General features: G+C 51.1%; 13 protein-coding genes, 1 tRNA gene, 3 rRNA genes, 3 pseudogenes and 1 other annotated feature. Of the genes and pseudogenes, 11 read left to right on the top strand and 9 right to left on the bottom strand.

Features of this window, described 5'->3' with window-relative positions; genetic code table 11:
• Positions 1-27 precede the first annotated feature (27 nt).
• Both trmD and rplS read left to right on the top strand, forming a co-directional pair.
• Positions 28-785: pseudogene (gene trmD / locus ACQ86O_RS00100) on the top strand (tRNA (guanosine(37)-N1)-methyltransferase TrmD).
• A gap of 77 nt (positions 786-862) precedes the next feature.
• Positions 863-1,219, top strand: a complete 357-nt coding sequence (gene rplS / locus ACQ86O_RS00095) for a 50S ribosomal protein L19 (RefSeq protein WP_431223647.1) — start codon at positions 863-865, stop codon at positions 1,217-1,219.
• Between the two features lie 61 nt (positions 1,220-1,280).
• Here rplS and ACQ86O_RS00090 read toward each other — a convergent pair whose 3' ends face one another.
• From ACQ86O_RS00090 to ACQ86O_RS00070, 5 genes are all read right to left on the bottom strand, one after another.
• Positions 1,281-1,499 carry a DNA-binding transcriptional regulator gene (locus ACQ86O_RS00090; RefSeq protein ID WP_431223646.1) on the bottom strand — a complete coding sequence of 73 codons (219 nt, stop codon included), beginning with the start codon at positions 1,497-1,499 and terminating at the stop codon, positions 1,281-1,283.
• Positions 1,500-1,572: 73 nt separating this feature from the next.
• The gene (locus ACQ86O_RS00085; RefSeq protein WP_431223645.1) at positions 1,573-2,115 is read right to left on the bottom strand and encodes a lysozyme; all 543 of its coding nucleotides are present in this window, start codon (positions 2,113-2,115) and stop codon (positions 1,573-1,575) included.
• Entirely contained in the window at positions 2,099-2,317 is a 219-nt protein-coding gene (locus tag ACQ86O_RS00080; protein ID WP_431223644.1) for an HP1 family phage holin, read from the bottom strand. The genes ACQ86O_RS00085 and ACQ86O_RS00080 overlap by 17 nt, the downstream gene beginning before the upstream one ends.
• A 280-nt stretch (positions 2,318-2,597) precedes the next feature.
• Positions 2,598-3,362, bottom strand: coding sequence for a DUF481 domain-containing protein (locus ACQ86O_RS00075; RefSeq protein WP_431223643.1), 765 nt, complete (start codon positions 3,360-3,362; stop codon positions 2,598-2,600).
• A 284-nt stretch (positions 3,363-3,646) separates the two neighbouring features.
• Entirely contained in the window at positions 3,647-4,993 is a 1,347-nt protein-coding gene (locus tag ACQ86O_RS00070) for an anaerobic C4-dicarboxylate transporter (protein ID WP_431223642.1), read from the bottom strand.
• Positions 4,994-5,627: 634 nt separating this feature from the next.
• On the opposite strand from ACQ86O_RS00070, the gene ACQ86O_RS00065 reads away from it, so the two are divergent.
• Positions 5,628-6,701 carry a 3-deoxy-7-phosphoheptulonate synthase gene (locus tag ACQ86O_RS00065; protein WP_431223641.1) on the top strand — a complete coding sequence of 358 codons (1,074 nt, stop codon included), beginning with the start codon at positions 5,628-5,630 and terminating at the stop codon, positions 6,699-6,701.
• A gap of 6 nt (positions 6,702-6,707) precedes the next feature.
• Positions 6,708-7,828: pseudogene (tyrA, locus tag ACQ86O_RS00060) on the top strand (bifunctional chorismate mutase/prephenate dehydrogenase).
• A 39-nt stretch (positions 7,829-7,867) separates the two neighbouring features.
• Here the strand turns inward: tyrA and pheA are convergent.
• From pheA to bamD, 4 genes are all read right to left on the bottom strand, one after another.
• Positions 7,868-9,025: a bifunctional chorismate mutase/prephenate dehydratase gene (gene pheA, locus ACQ86O_RS00055; RefSeq protein WP_431223640.1), complete on the bottom strand. Its 1,158-nt coding sequence runs from the start codon at positions 9,023-9,025 to the stop codon at positions 7,868-7,870.
• Positions 9,026-9,125: 100 nt separating this feature from the next.
• Positions 9,126-9,251: a sequence feature (Phe leader region), on the bottom strand.
• Positions 9,203-9,250: a pheA operon leader peptide PheL gene (gene pheL / locus ACQ86O_RS00050; RefSeq protein ID WP_192958309.1), complete on the bottom strand. Its 48-nt coding sequence runs from the start codon at positions 9,248-9,250 to the stop codon at positions 9,203-9,205. Its footprint overlaps the feature before it by 48 nt.
• Positions 9,252-9,375: 124 nt before the next feature.
• Positions 9,376-9,717 carry a ribosome-associated translation inhibitor RaiA gene (raiA, locus tag ACQ86O_RS00045; RefSeq protein WP_431223639.1) on the bottom strand — a complete coding sequence of 114 codons (342 nt, stop codon included), beginning with the start codon at positions 9,715-9,717 and terminating at the stop codon, positions 9,376-9,378.
• 317 nt (positions 9,718-10,034) lie between these two features.
• Positions 10,035-10,766, bottom strand: coding sequence for an outer membrane protein assembly factor BamD (gene bamD, locus ACQ86O_RS00040; RefSeq protein WP_431223638.1), 732 nt, complete (start codon positions 10,764-10,766; stop codon positions 10,035-10,037).
• Between the two features lie 132 nt (positions 10,767-10,898).
• Between bamD and rluD the strand changes: the two are divergent.
• The 7 genes and pseudogenes from rluD (at position 10,899) to rrf (ending at position 21,198) form a co-directional block, all read left to right on the top strand.
• Positions 10,899-11,875, top strand: a pseudogene (rluD, locus tag ACQ86O_RS00035) (23S rRNA pseudouridine(1911/1915/1917) synthase RluD).
• Positions 11,875-12,606: a purine nucleoside phosphorylase YfiH gene (gene yfiH, locus ACQ86O_RS00030; protein ID WP_431223637.1), complete on the top strand. Its 732-nt coding sequence runs from the start codon at positions 11,875-11,877 to the stop codon at positions 12,604-12,606. The pseudogene rluD and the gene yfiH overlap by 1 nt, the downstream one beginning before the upstream one ends.
• Positions 12,607-12,736: 130 nt before the next feature.
• Complete coding sequence (gene clpB, locus ACQ86O_RS00025; RefSeq protein WP_431223636.1) at positions 12,737-15,310, top strand: ATP-dependent chaperone ClpB; 2,574 nt, start codon at positions 12,737-12,739, stop codon at positions 15,308-15,310.
• 561 nt (positions 15,311-15,871) lie between these two features.
• Positions 15,872-17,413, top strand: a 16S ribosomal RNA gene (locus tag ACQ86O_RS00020).
• Between the two features lie 204 nt (positions 17,414-17,617).
• Positions 17,618-17,693: transfer RNA gene (locus ACQ86O_RS00015), tRNA-Glu, on the top strand.
• A gap of 374 nt (positions 17,694-18,067) precedes the next feature.
• A 23S ribosomal RNA gene (locus ACQ86O_RS00010) occupies positions 18,068-20,975 on the top strand.
• Between the two features lie 107 nt (positions 20,976-21,082).
• Positions 21,083-21,198, top strand: a 5S ribosomal RNA gene (gene rrf / locus ACQ86O_RS00005).
• Together the 16S, 23S and 5S rRNA genes with 1 tRNA gene alongside form the textbook arrangement of a ribosomal RNA operon.
• The last annotated feature ends 11 nt before the right edge of the window (positions 21,199-21,209 follow it).

Raw genomic sequence — 21,209 nt, 5'->3', positions numbered from 1 at the left:
AATGGTCGAAGCATGTGGAATTGCAATATGGGGATGGGCTGGTGTTCATTGGTATCGTAAGCCTGTTTCCTGAGATGTTCCGCGCAATCACCGATTACGGGGTAACTAGCCGGGCAGTAAAAAATGGCCTGCTGAGCGTGCAGTGTTGGAGTCCACGTGACTTCACCTACGACCGGCATCGTACCGTGGATGATCGCCCTTATGGCGGTGGCCCGGGAATGTTGATGATGGTGCAACCTTTACGGGAAGCCATTCATGCAGCAAAAGCAGCGGCAGGCGAGGGAGCAAAGGTGATTTATCTGTCACCTCAGGGGCGCAAACTGGATCAAGCCGGTGTGTGTGAACTGGCGGCTAATCAGAAGATGATTCTGGTGTGTGGCCGCTACGAAGGGATAGACGAGCGCGTGATCCAAACCGAAATTGACGAAGAATGGTCAATCGGCGATTACGTTCTCAGCGGCGGTGAACTGCCAGCAATGACCCTGATCGATTCGGTCGCCCGTTTTATACCGGGTGTTCTGGGCCATCAGGCGTCAGCGGAAGAGGACTCTTTTGCTGATGGATTGCTGGACTGCCCGCACTATACCCGCCCGGAGGTATTGGAAGGGATGGAGGTTCCGCCAGTTTTGCTGTCGGGCAACCATGCCGAGATACGTCGCTGGCGCTTAAAGCAGTCGCTGGGCCGTACCTGGCTTAGAAGACCTGAACTTCTAGAAAGCCTAGCTCTGACTGACGAGCAAGAGGTGTTGCTGGCGGAGTTCCAACGGGAACATTTAGCCAAGTAACAGGACTATGAAGGGAACGTCGGAGCATTGTCTCGACGAGACCGATATATCAGTTTACCTAGGGTAAGAGACATATTATGAGCAACATTATTAAGCAAATTGAACAAGAGCAGATGAAGCAAGACGTGCCTGCATTCCGTCCGGGTGATTCCGTGGAAGTGAAGGTATGGGTCGTTGAAGGTAGCAAAAAACGTCTGCAGGCATTCGAGGGCGTGGTTATCGCTATCCGTAACCGCGGTCTGCATTCTGCATTCACTGTTCGTAAGATTTCCAACGGCGAAGGTGTTGAGCGTGTATTCCAGACTCACTCCCCAGTAATCGACAGCATTACTGTCAAGCGTCGTGGTGCCGTTCGTCAAGCCAAACTGTACTACCTGCGTGAGCGTACTGGTAAGTCTGCTCGTATCAGAGAGCGTCTGAACCGCGTAGGCTAACGCTGCATCCAAAAGTTAATAATTATCAGGGGATTACCGTCAAGGTAATCCCCTTTTTTGTTTACAGAGCTGCCACGCGCTGCTTGCTGACTGCCGGGTGCGGTTGCGCTGGAATGATGTCGCCTGGTTTGACGATGACACGGGCAAGCGATTCATGAGTAGCGAATGTACAGCTGCAATTAATATTCCGGCATTGGTGATAGCGTTCTTTGGTTGATTCACTCAGGTAACGGCTGGAACGGGTGTGTGCCACGCTACCGCACAGTGGACAATGCATCATAGAAACCCCCTCTTGGTAAAAATGGTGAAAAACTATTCGGTTAACCCTGGCCAGAGAAACGCCTCTAGGTGGGTTATTCTTTCCCTAAAAAAACTGTCGGGCTCGCCTGATTGAGGCCTTGTAGGCACAGATGTTGTTCGGCGGCCCGGCGGCGTTCAAGCCCGCTGCTCTTTACTCCATTGGCGTAGATCCAGCGTGGCAGTTGATCACATGCCTGTTGCCATTGGTGTTGGTTCAGGAAATGAACCAAGGTTGAGCGGCAGGCGGCACCGTTGCCGACGTTAAAAGCGAAGGCAATGACGGCGTCATAAATCGGCTGGGGCATATCTGGCGGCAGACAAGCCGCCATGCGTGTTTCAACTTGGCGAATATCGTCCAGGAGATCCTTAGCTGCCTGTTCCGGTGTAATGGGCTTGCCTGGAAGCACACCGGCAGTGTGGCCAACTCCCTGCGTCCAGACCCCGGCGCTGCATTGATAGGGGGCCAACTGGCATCCTTCAAAATCTGCAATCAGATAAAGCCCCTTCTCGGATGTATTGATTCGATCAAACTGCGGTAGAAGCATGGCGAGAGCCATAATTGCCAATGCACTACAGCGTTTAACGATTGAGTTCATCGTAAAGCCTCCGTGACGCGGCATCGCGCTCAATGGTTTTCAAGATCTGCAGGCTTTTACGTCTGTAGTACCAATTGACCAGGAAGGTGCCAATCCCTACCGCAGCACCCACTAAAAAAGCGATATCCTGAGGTGAGAGCCCACCAAGCCAGGCGAGAAACAACGCCGCAGAATAGGTAATGAATGAGGTAACTTTCTCCATTGCATTAGCTCCGCATGGGTTGGGGCTGAAGGAAATTTTGTAGGATAGTGGTGCTGCCGATCTCAATAAAAAAGACCCTGCTGCTTTTTTTATTCGGGTTTCTCATGGTCTGTTCCTCAAGAATAATTACTGTATATGCATACAGTATTAAGCTAAATGCTAAAGTCGTCAAGCGAGATATTTATCTTTTTAGCAAAATGTGGAAAGACGCTATGGAGGCATAAAAAAAGCCCATTAATGATGGGCTTAGTTGAGAAAACTTATAAAGGACGCCAGGAGATTACAAACCGTACACCACAGTCACTGAGGTTGTAGTATCTGTATTCTTAGGTGCGGAAGCCGGTGGTTTGCTGTTGTAGGTGAGGGTGTAGGCCAAGCGTAGGGAGAAGTCGTTATTGATAGCGACGTTCAGCGCGGTTTCCGAGTTAACTGTGGTTTCATCGTTAGCCAATGCAGATAGACCTTCGGAGAGACGAGCATTGTCTGTCAGCCTGTAGGAGTAGTTGGCAGCGCCGTAAGCCAGTGCGCGAGTGGTGCGGCCACCGCCCTGGTATTCATCATGACGGACACCCGGGCCAAATTCGACACGCAGATCGTGAAGTGGACCGTTAAAAATCTGACGGCCATAGCCACCGGTTAAAGTAGTACGGGAATCATAGCCATTAAAACGATCGTTCAACCAGCCCAACTGCCCGAACATATAGTTACGGTCTGTCAGATTGTAACGGGTACGGCCACCTGCCTGATACCTTTCTGAAGAACGAACATTTGAAGAAGTGGTGTTGTTCGCCGCACCCCATAGGCTGTAAGCCGTATCGGCGTTAAACCAGGTCATCGTGGTGTTGGCCAGCAAGGTGGAGCTTTGCGAATTGCCAGACTGTGAGTTATAGCCAGCCTGAACATTGCCATCAAAAGGCTTCTTGGCAGTGGCCGGGTCGTCCATTGCAGTGAACAGGGTATTGTCGGCAAAGGTTGAAACACTGGTGAAGGCGGTCAAGCAGCTAAAAAACAGCGGAATGGCGCGACGAGCGCGTAAAGAAAGCATTTTGGATCCAGTTGTTAAGATTGAAATTATACCCTCTGGATTTCAAGTTGTAGCGAATCCTGCTGAAGCTCGAAAGTGACGGGTAAAGGTGATAACGGTCACATTATATCGATTAGCAATGGGGACAAAAATAGCCTCGATTAGCTTAAGTTTTTAATATAACAACGCTGCTTATTCACTTTTCGTCTACTGACGGTTGCCGGACAGAGCGGGATGGCCAACGGGAAAGTGCGGGGTGATAGACGGCAACGGGAATGACCCCGTCGCCGTGTCGCAGTAGGAGATTACAGGAAGGTGGTGACCAGGAGATAACCGGTGATACAAGAGCACAGTACGCCGATCAAGCCTGGAATAATGAAACTGTGGTTGATGATAAATTTGCCGATTTTTGTTGTCCCGGAACGGTCAAAGCCGATACAGGCCAAATCACTTGGGTAAGTTGGCAACACGAAGTATCCGTAAGCTGCCGGGAAGAAGGCAAGCAGCATTTTGGGATCGACACCCAACTGTAAACCCATCGGGGCGATGGCGGCCAGTGCGGCAGCCTGGCTGTTAACCAACTTGGAAACCAGGAACAGCACGATGGCATAAGTCCAGGGTTGGTTTTTCACCACATCTTCCAGCAGCAGCTTTAAATCTCCCATATGTGCCTGGAAGAAAGTATCACTCATCCATGCCACACCGAATACGGAGAATATGGCTACCATACCCGCTTTGAATACGGCCCCGTTGGCAATGTCACTAGGTTTGACTTTGCAGCCCATCAGGATAACGGCACCGGCAATCAGCATCATCATCTGGATCACCAGATTCATCGATAGCGGTTTCAATGTACCTTTGGCGTCTGCAAATGAAGGGCGCAAATCAGCGAAAGCGCCCAGCATGACCACGATAGCGATGGCAGCGAAGAAGATGAGGGTGGACCAGTAAGCCTGCTTCGGGAATTTTTGGTTGAGCAGGGTTTCAGTGCTGCCATAGATATAGGCGCGTTGCTCCGGATCTTTGATTTTTTCCTGAAACTCAGCGTCTTTATCCAGATCTTTACCGCGGCGCAAACTCCATAATGCCGCCATCAGTACACCGACCAACGAAGCCGGGATCGAGACGGCAAGGATCTCAAGCAGTGAATAGGCTTTACCAACCCCATGCCCTGCAGCAATGATTGAAACCAAGGACACCACGGCTACGGAAACTGGCGAAGCGGTGATCGCCATTTGTGACGCGACAGAGGCAACGGCCATGGGGCGTTCTGGGCGGATCCCTTTCTTGATGGCGATATCAGAAATGATCGGGAACATGGTGTACACCACATGGCCAGTACCGCACAGGAAAGTCAATGTCCAGGTGGTGAATGGGGCTAACAGTGTAATGTGTTGAGGGTGGCGCCGCAGTAGCCGTTCGGCATATTGCATCATGACGTTCAGACCGCCTGCGGTTTGTAAAACCGAAGCACAGCCGATTACGGCCAGAATGGTCAGCATAACATCTACGGGGGGCTTACCAGGCTCCAGTCCGAATATAAAACAAAGCAGAAATAAACCAATCCCGCTTATTAAGCCTAGCCCCATACCGCCAAATCGGGTACCGACTAATAAGCAGATAATAATAATTGCAAATTCCAGTGTAATCATGAGAATCCCTTGTCAGAAAAGAAAAACTACCAGCACTCATAGCCCCTCGATGCAGATGGTACGGGCTCTGTCTATGCAGATTACCCCTAAAGAGGTGCAAGTGATTTAGGGCCATGATTATTTATTTCGCGAAGGATAACTGTGAGATTCCGCAATATTTATCTAATACACCTTATTAATCTTCCACTATAAACAGAAATGAATAATGAATGAAAAGCAAATACCAGTTAATTGTATGTTAATTGTATTTCAGATGTTTAATTTAGGTGCTGATTCAATTCCCCAGCCAGGAATTGCCATTTGCTGAATTTTGTTGGCTAGGTTGTTTGCGGAAACCGCAATGAAACACAATAAAAAACGAAATGTACAAATATATTTACACATACTGTGATTCTGCTCTTCTTTAATCAGCTGCTTAATGGTGATTTCTTGCGTTATTTTTCAGCTTAATCTTATCTAAAACAATCAATTAATCACTAATTTCATGAATTCAACTTGTTCTGCTTGAGTGTGGTAATTTTTTATTTACAGCAAATGGATTGAAATCTTTACAATGCGTGGTAATGTAGAGACCTGTAACGCTCAAAGTTCCATCCACGCTCACGCATAACGGCAAATGACAGGAAACAGCATCATGCAAAAAGACGCGCTCAACAACGTACATATCAGTGCAGAACAGGTTCTGATCACCCCGGAAGAGCTGAAGAACCAGTTCCCGCTCAGTGTCAGCGATGAAAACGAAATCGCGGCGGCCCGCCAGACCATTGGCAACATTCTAAAAGGCCAGGATCACCGCCTGCTGGTAGTTTGCGGCCCCTGTTCGATTCATGATCCCGACGCCGCGTTGGATTATGCGCGTCGTCTGAAATCCCTGTCGGCTGAATTGAGCGATCAGCTGTATATCGTTATGCGTGTCTATTTTGAAAAACCAAGAACCACAGTCGGCTGGAAAGGCCTGATCAACGATCCGTTTATGGATGGATCTTTTGATGTAGAAGCCGGTTTGCACATCGCGCGTCGCCTGTTGTTGGATCTGGTTGGGATGGGGTTGCCGCTGGCGACGGAAGCGTTGGATCCTAATAGCCCGCAATATCTGGGCGATCTGTTTAGTTGGTCAGCGATCGGTGCCCGAACTACCGAGTCTCAAACGCATCGTGAAATGGCCTCTGGCCTCTCAATGCCGGTAGGTTTCAAGAATGGCACAGACGGTAGCCTGAGCACGGCGATCAATGCTATGCGTGCAGCGTCAATGGCACACCGTTTTGTGGGCATTAATCAGGCAGGGCAGGTTTGCCTGCTGCAAACCCAGGGCAACCCGGATGGCCATGTGATCCTGCGCGGTGGTAAAGCACCAAACTATAGTGCTGAGCATGTTGCGGCCTGCGAAAAACAGATGCAGGAAGCGGGACTCTATCCGTCCTTGATGATAGATTGCAGCCATGGCAACTCTAATAAAGACTATCGTCGTCAACCGACCGTTGCCGAGTCCGTTGTTGATCAGATCAAGGCGGGTAACCGTTCGATCACTGGCATTATGCTGGAAAGCAACCTTCATGAGGGTAGCCAATCTTCTGAGCAACCACGTGTGGATATGCGTTACGGTGTTTCAGTGACAGATGCCTGTATCAACTGGGAAAGCACAGAGACGCTGTTGCGCCAAATGCACCAGGAACTCGGCGCTGTGCTGATGGCACGCACTGGAGAGTAGTGAGTTATGGTGGCTGAACTGACCGCATTGCGGGATCAAATTGACGAAGTGGATAAAGCGTTGTTGGCCCTGTTGGCAAAACGCCTGGAACTGGTAGCTGAAGTAGGAGAAGTCAAAAGCCACTACGGTTTACCGGTCTATGTACCAGAGCGAGAGGCGGCAATGCTGGCCTCTCGCCGCAAAGAAGCTGAAGGCCTCGGTGTTCCCCGGATTTGATCGAGGATGTGCTGCGCCGGGTAATGCGTGAATCTTACACCAGTGAGAATGACAAAGGATTCAAGACGCTGTGCCCGCAGCTGCGCCCGATAGTCATTATTGGTGGTAACGGCCAGATGGGGCGTCTGTTCAACCGGCTGCTGACGCTGTCCGGTTATCAGGTAAAAGTGCTGGATCAGGAAGACTGGCCGCAGGCGGATACTTTGCTGGCGGATGCCGGAATGGTAATTATCAGTGTGCCAATTCATGTTACGGAGCAGGTGATAAGCCAATTGCCACCGTTGCCTGAAGATTGCATTCTGGTCGATCTGGCCTCGGTTAAGAACCGACCACTGCAGGCGATGTTGGCGGTGCATAGTGGGCCAGTACTTGGTTTACATCCAATGTTTGGCCCGGATGTAGGCAGCGTGGCCAAACAGGTGGTGGTGTATTGCGATGGTCGCCAGCCGCAAGCCTACCAGTGGTTGCTGGAGCAGCTACAGGTTTGGGGGGCACGCTTGCACCGTATCAGTGCCGTTGAACACGATCAGAACATGGCTTTTATCCAGGCGTTACGCCACTTTGCCACTTTTGCGTACGGTCTGCATCTGGCCGAAGAGAACGTTCAGTTGGAGCAGTTACTGGCGCTTTCTTCACCAATATATCGCTTGGAATTGGCCATGGTAGGGCGCCTATTTGCCCAGGATCCGCAGTTGTATGCGGATATCATCATGTCATCAGATGAGAATATTCGCCTGATCAAACGTTACTATCAGCGTTTTGGTGAAGCGATCGAACTGCTGGAGCAGGGGGACAAACAGGCCTTTATTCAGAGCTTCCAAAAGGTGGAGCACTGGTTTGGGGATTACGCCCAGCGCTTCCTGGTTGAGAGCCGCTCGTTATTACGGCAAGCGAGCGACAGCCGCCAATGACAGACTAAGGGTTCGGCAATGCCGAACCCTTTTTCTCTATCAGGAAGGGTTTACCGGAACGACGTTTTCGCTCGGGTAGCATCCCAGCACTTTTAACGAGCGGGTGATTGGCGCCAGGCTTTTCAGCGCCTTCTCCATCGCTTCAGAACGCAGGTTAGCCTGCACATCGATATAAAACATCTCTTCCCATGGGTTGCCATTAATCGGGCGTGATTCCAGCTTGGTCATGATGATGCCGTTGTCTCGCAGAACCAGTAAGGCTTCAACCAAAGCACCAGACTGTTGGCCGGTGGCCATAATCAGCGTGGTTTTGGCTGGAACCTGCTCGGAAACCTCAATCGATTTGCGTGCCAGAATAATGAAACGCGTGATGTTCTGCTGCTGATTAGCCAGGTTATGCTCAAGCACCTGCAGGTTGTACAGCGCACCGCCGGCCTCACTTCCCAATGCAGCGGCTTTTGGTGAGTTCAGTTTGGCTACTTTTTCCATGGCAGCAGCAGTGCTTTCACAATACTCGATCTTCCATTGCGGATAACGATTAATAAACTGGCTGCACTGCTGGAAAGGTTGTGGATGGCTGTAAACGATCTCAACCTGGTTCAGATCGGTCGTTCCAGCAACTAATACACAGTGGTCAATAGGCAACGTTAACTCGCCGACGATCGCCAGATTGGTGTGTTGCAGCAGGTCGTATACATCATTGATGGAACCGGAACTGGTGTTTTCGATAGGCAAAATGGCGTAATCCGCCTGACCGGTTTCAACCTGGGTGAAAATATCCTGGAATTTCTGACAGCCACATTCGATTAACTGATCGAAATGGCGGGCGGCATATTGGCGGGCGGCCAGGTGTGAGTAGGAACCCTTTGGCCCGAGGAAGGCAATACGAGCAGAATGCTGGCTGATTTGGTTAAGCTGGTGCTGTAACAAGGCCTGCTGAGTCAGAACGGAATCTTCGATAATCAGTTGGAATAGACGGGTGACGTAGAAACCGTCAAGGTCGTAAGGTTTGGCAGCGGTAATCAGCGCATCCAGCAGATCGCGTTCGCGCTCTTTATCGCGGATCGGTCGGTGTGAATGCAATTTGGTCTTGCCCACTTCTACTGCCAGCTCACGGCGCTCTGCCAGCAGGGCCAGCAATTTCATATCCAATGCGCTGATACGTTCGCGCAGTACGAGTAACGGGTTATCTGTCATAGTCAGCTTTGCCTTGTATTCATTCTTATATCCCAGCGTCTTTCAAACTGCGGCCTTGATACTGCAACTTGAAATTCATAGGGCGAGTTGTCAAATAGCCATAAAAAAAGCCCCCTGTTTCAGGAGGCTTTGTTGTTCGTCTTCGCATTCTTTCTTACACGACGAAACGCCTCCCGATCAGGGGAAGGTAAAAAAGAATGCGAAGAAGAACGGTTTACGGCTCATGCTTTTCCAAAAGGTATGGGGATCAGGCTTTAAAGTAACCGCTGGCTTTTCTCTCTGTCAATAAAAACCGGCAGACAAAAAACGCGCCCTCGAGCGCGTTTGATGCGAAACAACCGCTTAGGGGATTATTCCTCTTCCGGAATGACTTCCGGAACGATGTCTTTCACACTGGCATAAGCGCGGCGCGCTTCGCTTTTATGTTGTACCTTGTTCAACTGACGCTCCAGTTTGGCAATCAGTTCATTAACGGCGGTATACATGTCTTCATGTTTTGCACTGGCGACCAGTGGGCCGTTAGGTGTGGTGATGGTGGCGTCTACAGAAAACCCTTTAGGTTCTTTGGATAAGACAATATGCGGGTTAATCAGCTGCGCCTGCCATTTTTCCAGTTTGGTGAGACGGTCTTCGACATGGCTACGGATTGCGGGGGTGATATCCATTTGTTTGCTGGTAATGTTGACTGTCATATAACTTACCTCTCTGTCTTTCTTTCCGTCTTGGATAGGTTCAGCATACCCCGCTTTTTGCCGAAATGCGTGAGAGAAATCACGTATTTTTGTCACTTTTTGCAAAGTTAGTTCAATCTGTGATTTAGCCTCTGAAACGGCCATCTAACGCTTGAGTCTTACCGTAAGATCGCGCATTATCGATAAGTTAATCGATGGTGCAACCTTGCTAACATCGTGTTTTTTCTTGTGTATTTATCCAATAATGGTTGAATTTACAACAAATGAAAACGGCAGCCGAAGCTGCCGTTTTGTCTTTCTGCTGTGGGGCAGAATGCTTAAGCCGGATTGGCGGCGATGATTTTCGCTACTTTATCTGCCTGAGCATTCAATTCCATCTGGCGATAGGCATTTTCCATCAACGGCAGCGCATCACGGGTCGCTTTGGTATCCGGGAACTCGCGCATCATCTGCTCAACACGATTAACTACCGCGACGTAAGCACCACGTTTAGTGTAGTATTCCGCCACTGAAAGCTCATACTTGGACAGGCGGTCCTTCAGGAACACCAAACGCTTATAGGCGTCTGTCGCATATTGGCTGTTCGGATATTGCTGGATCAACTGGCTGAAGTCGCGGAATGCGGCGCGGGCATGCTGTGGATCGCGGTCAGAACGATCGACCCCGAAGAAGCCCTGCAACGCACTGTCATCCAATGCCATATCTGTCAGACCGCGCATGTACATGACGTAATCAATGTTTGGGTGCGTCGGGTTCAGGCGCATAAAGCGATCGATCGAAGCCTGTGCCAACGGTAAATCGGCAGATTTGTAATAGGCATAAATCAGATCCAACTGGACCTGCTGTGAATACGGCCCGAAAGGATAGCGGTTATCTAACGCTTCGAGTTGCGTAATCGCGCCCTTAAAGTTACCGTCCTGCAGTTTTTGCTGGGCAGTAGCATAGATTTCCGAAGGTGGGCTGTCGGGAACCGCATCCTTGGATGTGGAGCAACCTGCCAGCGCCAGGCTCAACGTGGCTGCCGCCACCAGATATTTCATACGCGTCATGACGTTTAGATTATCCTCAGGGTGTTATTCCGGGAGACTGTCCGTTAAGCTCCCGACAAAAGACCAGTTACAATAGCACATTATATTAAACGGCATCGCCGTGAAAACCCAACGTTAACGAAGAAACTGCATATGGCACAACAAGTACAACTCACCGCAACGGTCGCCGAAACTCAACTCGGACAACGTTTAGATCTGGCTTTGGCCGAATTGTTCCCTGATTATTCAAGATCTCGCATAAAAGATTGGATCCTGGAAGATCGGGTTCAGGTCAATGGCAAAACGATTAACAAGCCCAAAGAGAAGGTGCTGGGGGAGAGACGGTCGCCATTGATGCACAGATAGAAGAAGATGCTCGTTGGGAACCGCAGGATATCGCACTGGATATCGTCTATGAAGATGCCGATATTCTGGTGATCAACAAGCCACGTGACCTGGTGGTGCACCCAGGCGCGGGTAACCCGGATGGCACAGTGCTTAATGCATTGTTACATTATTTCCCTGCCATTGCCGATGTACCCCGTTGCGGGATCGTTCACCGTCTGGACAAAGACACTACCGGTCTGATGGTGGTAGCGAAAACCGTTCCGGCGCAAACCCGCCTGGTAGAGGCATTGCAGGCGCGAGATATCACCCGTGAATACGAAGCGGTGGCGATCGGTACCATGACCGCTGGTGGCACGGTGGAACAACCCATTGCGCGTCATTCCACCAAACGTACTCATATGGCGGTGCACCCGATGGGGAAACCCGCGGTAACTCACTACCGCATCATGGAACATTTCCGCGCTCATACACGCTTGCGCTTACGTCTGGAGACGGGCCGTACGCACCAGATCCGTGTCCATATGTCGCATATCAACCATCCGTTGGTTGGCGATCAGTTGTATGGCGGCCGCCCGCGTCCGCCGAAAGGGGCTTCAGAAGCATTTATCCATACGCTACGCGGTTTCGACCGCCAGGCTCTGCATGCCACGATGCTGCGTCTTTACCACCCAATCAGCGGGATCCAGATGGAATGGCATGCGCCATTGCCGCAGGATATGGTCGATCTGATCGACGCGCTGAAAGCCGATACTGAAGAATTCAAAGATCAGATGGATTGGTAATGCGTTCGCTTATCCTGCCAGATTGGCTGTTGCCTGCAGGTGTCAAAGCCTGCAGCAGTACTCGTCACGGTGGCGTCAGCTTGCCTCCTTATGATTCACTGAATCTGGGGGATCATGTTGGTGATGATGCGCAGAGCGTGGCGCAAAACCGCCAACTGCTGGTGGCTGCAGCAGGTTTGCCGCAAATGCCGCTGTGGTTAGAACAGGTGCATGGCACAAGGGTGCTGACGCTGGATGGGAAACCGCCAGAAGATCTGCGTGCGGACGCGGTTTACAGCAATCTGGCGGGGCAAGTGTGTGCAGTGATGACGGCGGATTGCCTACCGGTATTGTTTGCTTCGCAGGCAGGCGATGAGATCGCCGCCGCCCATGCCGGTTGGCGTGGTTTATGCCATGGTGTATTGGAAAATACGGTTGAGCATTTTACCGCCGCGCCTGACAAGATAACGGCCTGGCTCGGCCCGGCCATCGGTCCCAGTCAGTTTGAAGTCGGGCCGGAAGTGCGTGCCGCATTCATTGCTGTCGATACCGATGCGGCGGCTGCATTCGTTCCTCATGGCGAGAAATTTCTCGCGAATATCTATTTATTAGCTCGTCAGCGTTTGCAACGTGCTGGTATTTTCGCCATTTATGGCGGAGATCGTTGCACAATGAACGAAATGAGTCATTTTTTCTCCTATCGACGCGACGGAATAACCGGACGTCTGGCAAGTTTAATCTGGGTGATATAACCTACTGTCCTAGGACGATCCACAGATGCATGACGTTGTACTCATAATATAGTGTCGAAATAACCTTGAAAATTTGAGGGATGACCTCATTTAATCTCCAGTAGCAATTTTGACCTACATTGGAGGTGTTATGCGTCTGGATCGTCTTACCAACAAATTCCAGCTTGCCCTCGCCGATGCCCAATCTTTAGCTCTTGGGCGCGACAACCAATTTATTGAACCGTTACATCTGATGAGCGCCTTGCTCACTCAGGAAGGGGGCACGGTTCGCCCGTTATTAACTTCTGCCGGGATTGATGCTGCGCGCGTGCGTACGGACATCGATCAGGCTTTATCTCGTCTGCCGCAAGTTGAAGGTACCGGTGGGGATGTTCAACCGTCCCATGAACTGGTGCGCGTACTCAACCTGTGTGACAAGCTGGCGCAAAAGCGTGCGGACAAGTTTATATCTTCTGAACTGTTTGTTCTGGCGGTGCTTGAAGATCGCGGTGCTTTGACCGACCTGCTTAAGGCCGCGGGTGCAACGGCAGACAAAATATCCAAGGCCATTGAGCAAATGCGGGGTGGTGACAGCGTGGATGATCAGGGTGCTGAAGACCAGCGTCAGGCATTGAAAAAGTACACGATCGATCTTACTGAGCGTGCCGAGCAGGGCAAGCTTGATCCGGTGATAGGCCGTGATGAAGAGATCCGTCGAACCATTCAGGTACTGCAACGCCGTACCAAAAACAACCCGGTATTGATTGGTGAACCTGGTGTGGGTAAAACCGCCATCGTTGAAGGTTTGGCACAGCGCATTATTAATGGTGAGGTGCCGGAAGGGCTGAAGCACAAACGTGTGCTTTCCCTTGATATGGGGGCGTTGATTGCCGGGGCCAAATACCGCGGTGAATTTGAAGAACGCCTGAAAGGCGTACTAAGCGATCTCTCCAAGCAGGAGGGCAGCGTCATTTTGTTCATCGATGAACTGCATACGATGGTGGGTGCAGGTAAAGCTGATGGCGCGATGGATGCAGGCAATATGCTCAAGCCTGCACTGGCCCGTGGTGAGCTGCACTGTGTAGGCGCCACTACGCTGAACGAATATCGGCAGTATATAGAGAAGGATGCTGCGCTTGAGCGTCGTTTCCAGAAAGTCTATGTAGCGGAACCGAGCGTTGAAGATACCATCGCAATTTTGCGTGGGCTGAAAGAGCGCTACGAATTGCACCACCATGTGCAAATTACCGATCCGGCGATTGTAGCGGCAGCGACGTTGTCACATCGTTATATTTCCGATCGCCAGTTGCCGGATAAAGCCATCGATCTGATCGATGAAGCGGCATCCAGCATTCGTATGCAGATGGACTCCAAACCGGAGTCACTGGATCGTCTTGAGCGCCGTATTATCCAGTTGAAGCTGGAGCAGCAGGCGCTAAACAAAGAATCGGATGATGCCAGTAAAAAACGCCTGGAAATGCTGAGCAGCGAACTGGAGCAGAAAGAGCGGGAATACTCGGAACTGGAAGAAGAGTGGAAAGCTGAAAAAGCCTCACTTTCTGGCACCCAGAATATCAAAGCAGAGCTGGAACAGGCCAAGATTACACTGGAGCAGGCGCGCCGCGTGGGCGACCTTGGGCGGATGTCTGAACTGCAATACGGTAAAATCCCTGAGCTGGAGAAACAGCTCGCGGCAGCCACGCAGCTCGAAGGCAAGACCATGAAGCTGCTACGTAACCGTGTTACCGACGCAGAAATTGCTGAAGTGTTGGCGAAGGCTACCGGTATCCCAGTTGCCCGTATGCTGGAAGGCGAACGCGACAAACTGCTGCGCCTGGAACAAGAGCTGCATTCGCGGGTGATTGGGCAGAATGAGGCCGTGAACGCGGTCTCTAACGCGATTCGCCGTAGCCGTGCAGGTCTTTCAGACCCTAACCGGCCAATCGGTTCGTTCCTGTTCCTTGGGCCTACAGGGGTAGGTAAAACCGAACTGTGTAAGGCACTGGCTTCGTTCTTGTTCGACAGTGATGATGCGATGGTGCGTATCGACATGTCCGAGTTTATGGAGAAACACTCCGTATCGCGGCTGGTGGGTGCACCTCCGGGTTACGTCGGTTATGAAGAGGGCGGTTATCTGACAGAAGCGGTACGTCGCCGTCCTTACTCGGTGATCCTGCTGGATGAAGTGGAAAAAGCGCATCCAGACGTATTCAACATTCTATTACAGGTGTTGGATGATGGTCGTCTGACAGACGGGCAGGGCCGTACTGTTGATTTCCGTAATACCGTGGTGATCATGACCTCGAACCTGGGTTCCGATATGATCCAGGAACACTTTGGTCAGATGAACTATACGCAGATGAAGGAATCGGTCATGGAGATGGTGAGCCATCATTTCCGTCCGGAATTTATCAACCGTATAGATGAAGTGGTGGTCTTCCATCCTCTCGGCCAGAAGCATATTGCGCAGATTGCCAAGATCCAATTGGCTCGACTGTACCAACGCCTGGAAGAGCGCGGTTATGAAGTCAGCATTACGGAACCTGCGTTGGAACTGCTGGGTAAAACCGGTTACGACCCGGTATATGGCGCACGGCCATTGAAACGAGCTATTCAGCAGGAAATCGAAAACCCGCTGGCGCAGCAGATCCTGTCAGGGAAGTTAATCCCAGGCAAACCGGTGACGCTGGACGTGGAAAACGACCACATTATTGCCAAGCAATAAATGCAGTCGCGGTTTATAGCCATAAAAGGGGGCGGATTTACCGTCCCCTTTTCTTTATCATTAGCGTGGTTGATGCTTTTTCTCTATTCAACCCTCTTAAATCTAGCTTCTTAGCCCATTAATTAGCCTTAAATGGCGATTTTGTTCGTTATTTGAGCGCTTGAAAAGTTTTTTGCATTTAGGGGTTGCGGCGTTCTCAGAACTCCCTATAATGCGCCTCCACTGACCGGGAACAACGACTCCTTGATAGCAAATAATGTCGCCCAGCCAGGAAGAAGCAACCCGGTGAAAACACCGCCTCTCGCAAGAGAAAAAGGTTGACTCTTCAGCGGGAAAGCGTAATATGCACCTCCCGCGTTACCGAGAAAGATAGCGGTAACCAACGCTCTTTAACAATTTATCAGACAATCTGTGTGGGCACTCACAAGACGATATCCAGCCACCTCGGTGGCAAAAAAATATCAAGTCTTGAAGAGTGACCAAGCAGTAATTCATGCGAATGAATTATTACGAAAGTTAATTTTCGAGCATCGCTGCACGAGTTGCAGCAAATCAAGCTTTTAATTGAAGAGTTTGATCATGGCTCAGATTGAACGCTGGCGGCAGGCCTAACACATGCAAGTCGAGCGGTAGCACAGGAGAGCTTGCTCTCTGGGTGACGAGCGGCGGACGGGTGAGTAATGTCTGGGAAACTGCCCGATGGAGGGGGATAACTACTGGAAACGGTAGCTAATACCGCATAACGTCTTCGGACCAAAGTGGGGGACCTTCGGGCCTCACACCATCGGATGTGCCCAGATGGGATTAGCTAGTAGGTGGGGTAATGGCTCACCTAGGCGACGATCCCTAGCTGGTCTGAGAGGATGACCAGCCACACTGGAACTGAGACACGGTCCAGACTCCTACGGGAGGCAGCAGTGGGGAATATTGCACAATGGGCGCAAGCCTGATGCAGCCATGCCGCGTGTGTGAAGAAGGCCTTCGGGTTGTAAAGCACTTTCAGCGAGGAGGAAGGGTTCAGTGTTAATAGCACTGGGCATTGACGTTACTCGCAGAAGAAGCACCGGCTAACTCCGTGCCAGCAGCCGCGGTAATACGGAGGGTGCAAGCGTTAATCGGAATTACTGGGCGTAAAGCGCACGCAGGCGGTTTGTTAAGTCAGATGTGAAATCCCCGAGCTTAACTTGGGAACTGCATTTGAAACTGGCAAGCTAGAGTCTTGTAGAGGGGGTAGAATTCCAGGTGTAGCGGTGAAATGCGTAGAGATCTGGAGGAATACCGGTGGCGAAGGCGGCCCCCTGGACAAAGACTGACGCTCAGGTGCGAAAGCGTGGGGAGCAAACAGGATTAGATACCCTGGTAGTCCACGCTGTAAACGATGTCGACTTGGAGGTTGTGCCCTTGAGGCGTGGCTTCCGGAGCTAACGCGTTAAGTCGACCGCCTGGGGAGTACGGCCGCAAGGTTAAAACTCAAATGAATTGACGGGGGCCCGCACAAGCGGTGGAGCATGTGGTTTAATTCGATGCAACGCGAAGAACCTTACCTACTCTTGACATCCACAGAATTCGCTAGAGATAGCTTAGTGCCTTCGGGAACTGTGAGACAGGTGCTGCATGGCTGTCGTCAGCTCGTGTTGTGAAATGTTGGGTTAAGTCCCGCAACGAGCGCAACCCTTATCCTTTGTTGCCAGCACGTCATGGTGGGAACTCAAAGGAGACTGCCGGTGATAAACCGGAGGAAGGTGGGGATGACGTCAAGTCATCATGGCCCTTACGAGTAGGGCTACACACGTGCTACAATGGCATATACAAAGAGAAGCGAACTCGCGAGAGCAAGCGGACCTCATAAAGTATGTCGTAGTCCGGATCGGAGTCTGCAACTCGACTCCGTGAAGTCGGAATCGCTAGTAATCGTAGATCAGAATGCTACGGTGAATACGTTCCCGGGCCTTGTACACACCGCCCGTCACACCATGGGAGTGGGTTGCAAAAGAAGTAGGTAGCTTAACCTTCGGGAGGGCGCTTACCACTTTGTGATTCATGACTGGGGTGAAGTCGTAACAAGGTAACCGTAGGGGAACCTGCGGTTGGATCACCTCCTTACCTAAAGATATTGGTTGAGTGCAGTGTCCACACAGATTGTCTGATGAAAAAGTAACGAGCAAAGAAAACCTGTGGTAGGGGTAAGTGCCGAGGGGTTTGTGGCTGCCAGGTGCAGTGACAAACAACAATGGCGCTCGATTTTTCACGAAAAATCTCACCTTTACCCGAAATTATCGGATCGCTGTTCCGATAAGAAAATTTCGGGTCCCCATCGTCTAGAGGCCTAGGACACTGCCCTTTCACGGCTGTAACAGGGGTTCGAATCCCCTTGGGGACGCCAATCCGATAATGAGTGAAAGACATTATCACCGGTTATTTATAACCCAAAAATCTTAAAGATGACTCTCACGAGTCGTGTTTAAGATATTGCTCTTTAACAATCTGGAACAAGCTGAAAATTGAAACATGACAGCTGAAACTTATCCCTCCGTAGAACTATTGGGGTAAGGATTAACCTGTCATAGAGTCTCTCAAATAATTGCAATGCGAAGGTCATCTTCCTTGTTGCAGTGTGAGCGAGAAGATACTCGGCAAGGCGTACCGCGCACAGCAACCGCAGTGGACTTAAGGTCCATGAGGATTGCGCGCACGGAACAACGCAGCAGAGTGTGTTCGCAGCCACACCAATAAAGAAAAGACACCTTCGGGTTGTGAGGTTAAGTGACTAAGCGTACACGGTGGATGCCTAGGCAGTCAGAGGCGATGAAGGGCGTGCTAATCTGCGAAAAGTGTCGGTAAGCTGATATGAAGCGTTACAACCGGCAATACCCGAATGGGGAAACCCAGTGCAATCCGTTGCACTATCGTATGGTGAATACATAGCCATACGAGGCGAACCGGGGGAACTGAAACATCTAAGTACCCCGAGGAAAAGAAATCAACCGAGATTCCCCCAGTAGCGGCGAGCGAACGGGGAGGAGCCCAGAACCTGAATCAGTTTGTGTGTTAGTGGAAGCGTCTGGAAAGTCGCGCAGCAAAGGGTGATAGCCCCGTACACTAAAATGCACAAGGTGTGAGTTCGATGAGTAGGGCGGGACACGTGACATCCTGTCTGAATATGGGGGGACCATCCTCCAAGGCTAAATACTCCTGACTGACCGATAGTGAACCAGTACCGTGAGGGAAAGGCGAAAAGAACCCCGGCGAGGGGAGTGAAATAGAACCTGAAACCGTGTACGTACAAGCAGTGGGAGCCCACTTTGTTGGGTGACTGCGTACCTTTTGTATAATGGGTCAGCGACTTATATTTTGTAGCAAGGTTAACCGTATAGGGGAGCCGTAGGGAAACCGAGTCTTAACTGGGCGAATAGTTGCAAGGTATAGACCCGAAACCCGGTGATCTAGCCATGGGCAGGTTGAAGGTTGGGTAACACTAACTGGAGGACCGAACCGACTAATGTTGAAAAATTAGCGGATGACTTGTGGCTGGGGGTGAAAGGCCAATCAAACCGGGAGATAGCTGGTTCTCCCCGAAAGCTATTTAGGTAGCGCCTCGTGAACTCATCTTCGGGGGTAGAGCACTGTTTCGGCTAGGGGGCCATCCCGGCTTACCAAACCGATGCAAACTCCGAATACCGAAGAATGTTATCACGGGAGACACACGGCGGGTGCTAACGTCCGTCGTGAAGAGGGAAACAACCCAGACCGCCAGCTAAGGTCCCAAAGTCATGGTTAAGTGGGAAACGATGTGGGAAGGCATAGACAGCCAGGATGTTGGCTTAGAAGCAGCCATCATTTAAAGAAAGCGTAATAGCTCACTGGTCGAGTCGGCCTGCGCGGAAGATGTAACGGGGCTAAACCATGCACCGAAGCTGCGGCAGCAACGCTTAGGCGTTGTTGGGTAGGGGAGCGTTCTGTAAGCCGTTGAAGGTGGACTGTGAGGTCTGCTGGAGGTATCAGAAGTGCGAATGCTGACATAAGTAACGATAAAGCGGGTGAAAAACCCGCTCGCCGGAAGACCAAGGGTTCCTGTCCAACGTTAATCGGGGCAGGGTGAGTCGACCCCTAAGGCGAGGCCGAAAGGCGTAGTCGATGGGAAACGGGTTAATATTCCCGTACTCGGTGTTACTGCGAAGGGGGGACGGAGAAGGCTAGGCTAGCCGGGCGACGGTTGTCCCGGTTTAAGCGTGTAGGGGGTGTTCCTGGTAAATCCGGAATGCTATTAACCCTGAGGCGTGATGACGATGCACTACGGTGCAGAAGTAGTTGATGCCAAGCTTCCAGGAAAAGCCTCTAAGCATCAGGTAACATTGAATCGTACCCCAAACCGACACAGGTGGTCAGGTAGAGAATACTCAGGCGCTTGAGAGAACTCGGGTGAAGGAACTAGGCAAAATGGTGCCGTAACTTCGGGAGAAGGCACGCTGGCGCGTAGGTGAAAGGATTGACTCCTGGAGCTGAAGCCAGTCGCAGATACCAGCTGGCTGCAACTGTTTAATAAAAACACAGCACTGTGCAAACACGAAAGTGGACGTATACGGTGTGACGCCTGCCCGGTGCTGGAAGGTTAATTGATGGGGTCAGCCGCAAGGCGAAGCTCTTGATCGAAGCCCCAGTAAACGGCGGCCGTAACTATAACGGTCCTAAGGTAGCGAAATTCCTTGTCGGGTAAGTTCCGACCTGCACGAATGGCGTAATGATGGCCAGGCTGTCTCCACCCGAGACTCAGTGAAATTGAACTCGCTGTGAAGATGCAGTGTACCCGCGGCAAGACGGAAAGACCCCGTGAACCTTTACTATAGCTTGACACTGAACATTGAGCCTTGATGTGTAGGATAGGTGGGAGGCTTTGAAGTGTGGACGCCAGTCTGCATGGAGCCAACCTTGAAATACCACCCTTTAATGTTTGATGTTCTAACTCGGCCCCATAATCTGGGGTGAGGACAGTGTCTGGTGGGTAGTTTGACTGGGGCGGTCTCCTCCCAAAGAGTAACGGAGGAGCACGAAGGTTAGCTAATCACGGTCGGACATCGTGAGGTTAGTGCAAAGGCATAAGCTAGCTTGACTGCGAGAGTGACGGCTCGAGCAGGTACGAAAGTAGGTCTTAGTGATCCGGTGGTTCTGAATGGAAGGGCCATCGCTCAACGGATAAAAGGTACTCCGGGGATAACAGGCTGATACCGCCCAAGAGTTCATATCGACGGCGGTGTTTGGCACCTCGATGTCGGCTCATCACATCCTGGGGCTGAAGTAGGTCCCAAGGGTATGGCTGTTCGCCATTTAAAGTGGTACGCGAGCTGGGTTTAGAACGTCGTGAGACAGTTCGGTCCCTATCTGCCGTGGGCGTTGGAAGATTGAGAGGGGTTGCTCCTAGTACGAGAGGACCGGAGTGAACGCACCCCTGGTGTTCGGGTTGTCATGCCAATGGCACTGCCCGGTAGCTACGTGCGGAAAAGATAAGCGCTGAAAGCATCTAAGCGCGAAACTTGCCTCGAGATGAGTCTTCCCTGGGCCTTTAAGGTCCCTGAAGGAACGTTTAAGACTAAGACGTTGATAGGCTGGGTGTGTAAGTGCAGCGATGCATTGAGCTAACCAGTACTAATGAACCGTGAGGCTTAACCTTACAACACCGAAGGTGTTTTAGAGAGATGAGAATTGATTTTCAGCGAAGTTCCGAGATTGGATTGGCTGGCATGACGGAAGTGATGCGGGTTGATAAAACAGAATTTGCCTGGCGGCCTTAGCGCGGTGGTCCCACCTGACCCCATGCCGAACTCAGAAGTGAAACGCCGTAGCGCCGATGGTAGTGTGGGGTCTCCCCATGCGAGAGTAGGACACTGCCAGGCATCAAATAAAC

It is taken from the genome of Serratia sp. L9, from assembly GCF_050632285.1.
Classification (GTDB): domain Bacteria; phylum Pseudomonadota; class Gammaproteobacteria; order Enterobacterales; family Enterobacteriaceae; genus Chania.
Note: the sequence above shows the minus strand (reverse complement) of the source record. Positions and strands in the feature narration are given on the sequence as shown.

What these genes read in the sequence shown, in the direction of transcription:
- pheA (WP_431223640.1), bottom strand. Translation starts at nt 9,025, where the DNA reads ATGACAGATAACCCGTTACTCGTACTGCGCGAACGTATCAGCGCATTG.
- yfiH (WP_431223637.1), top strand. Translation starts at nt 11,875, where the DNA reads ATGCGTTCGCTTATCCTGCCAGATTGGCTGTTGCCTGCAGGTGTCAAA.
- ACQ86O_RS00090 (WP_431223646.1), bottom strand. Translation starts at nt 1,499, where the DNA reads ATGATGCATTGTCCACTGTGCGGTAGCGTGGCACACACCCGTTCCAGC.
- bamD (WP_431223638.1), bottom strand. Translation starts at nt 10,766, where the DNA reads ATGACGCGTATGAAATATCTGGTGGCGGCAGCCACGTTGAGCCTGGCG.
- ACQ86O_RS00075 (WP_431223643.1), bottom strand. Translation starts at nt 3,362, where the DNA reads ATGCTTTCTTTACGCGCTCGTCGCGCCATTCCGCTGTTTTTTAGCTGC.
- ACQ86O_RS00065 (WP_431223641.1), top strand. Translation starts at nt 5,628, where the DNA reads ATGCAAAAAGACGCGCTCAACAACGTACATATCAGTGCAGAACAGGTT.
- ACQ86O_RS00070 (WP_431223642.1), bottom strand. Translation starts at nt 4,993, where the DNA reads ATGATTACACTGGAATTTGCAATTATTATTATCTGCTTATTAGTCGGT.
- raiA (WP_431223639.1), bottom strand. Translation starts at nt 9,717, where the DNA reads ATGACAGTCAACATTACCAGCAAACAAATGGATATCACCCCCGCAATC.
- ACQ86O_RS00080 (WP_431223644.1), bottom strand. Translation starts at nt 2,317, where the DNA reads ATGGAGAAAGTTACCTCATTCATTACCTATTCTGCGGCGTTGTTTCTC.
- ACQ86O_RS00085 (WP_431223645.1), bottom strand. Translation starts at nt 2,115, where the DNA reads ATGAACTCAATCGTTAAACGCTGTAGTGCATTGGCAATTATGGCTCTC.
- rplS (WP_431223647.1), top strand. Translation starts at nt 863, where the DNA reads ATGAGCAACATTATTAAGCAAATTGAACAAGAGCAGATGAAGCAAGAC.
- clpB (WP_431223636.1), top strand. Translation starts at nt 12,737, where the DNA reads ATGCGTCTGGATCGTCTTACCAACAAATTCCAGCTTGCCCTCGCCGAT.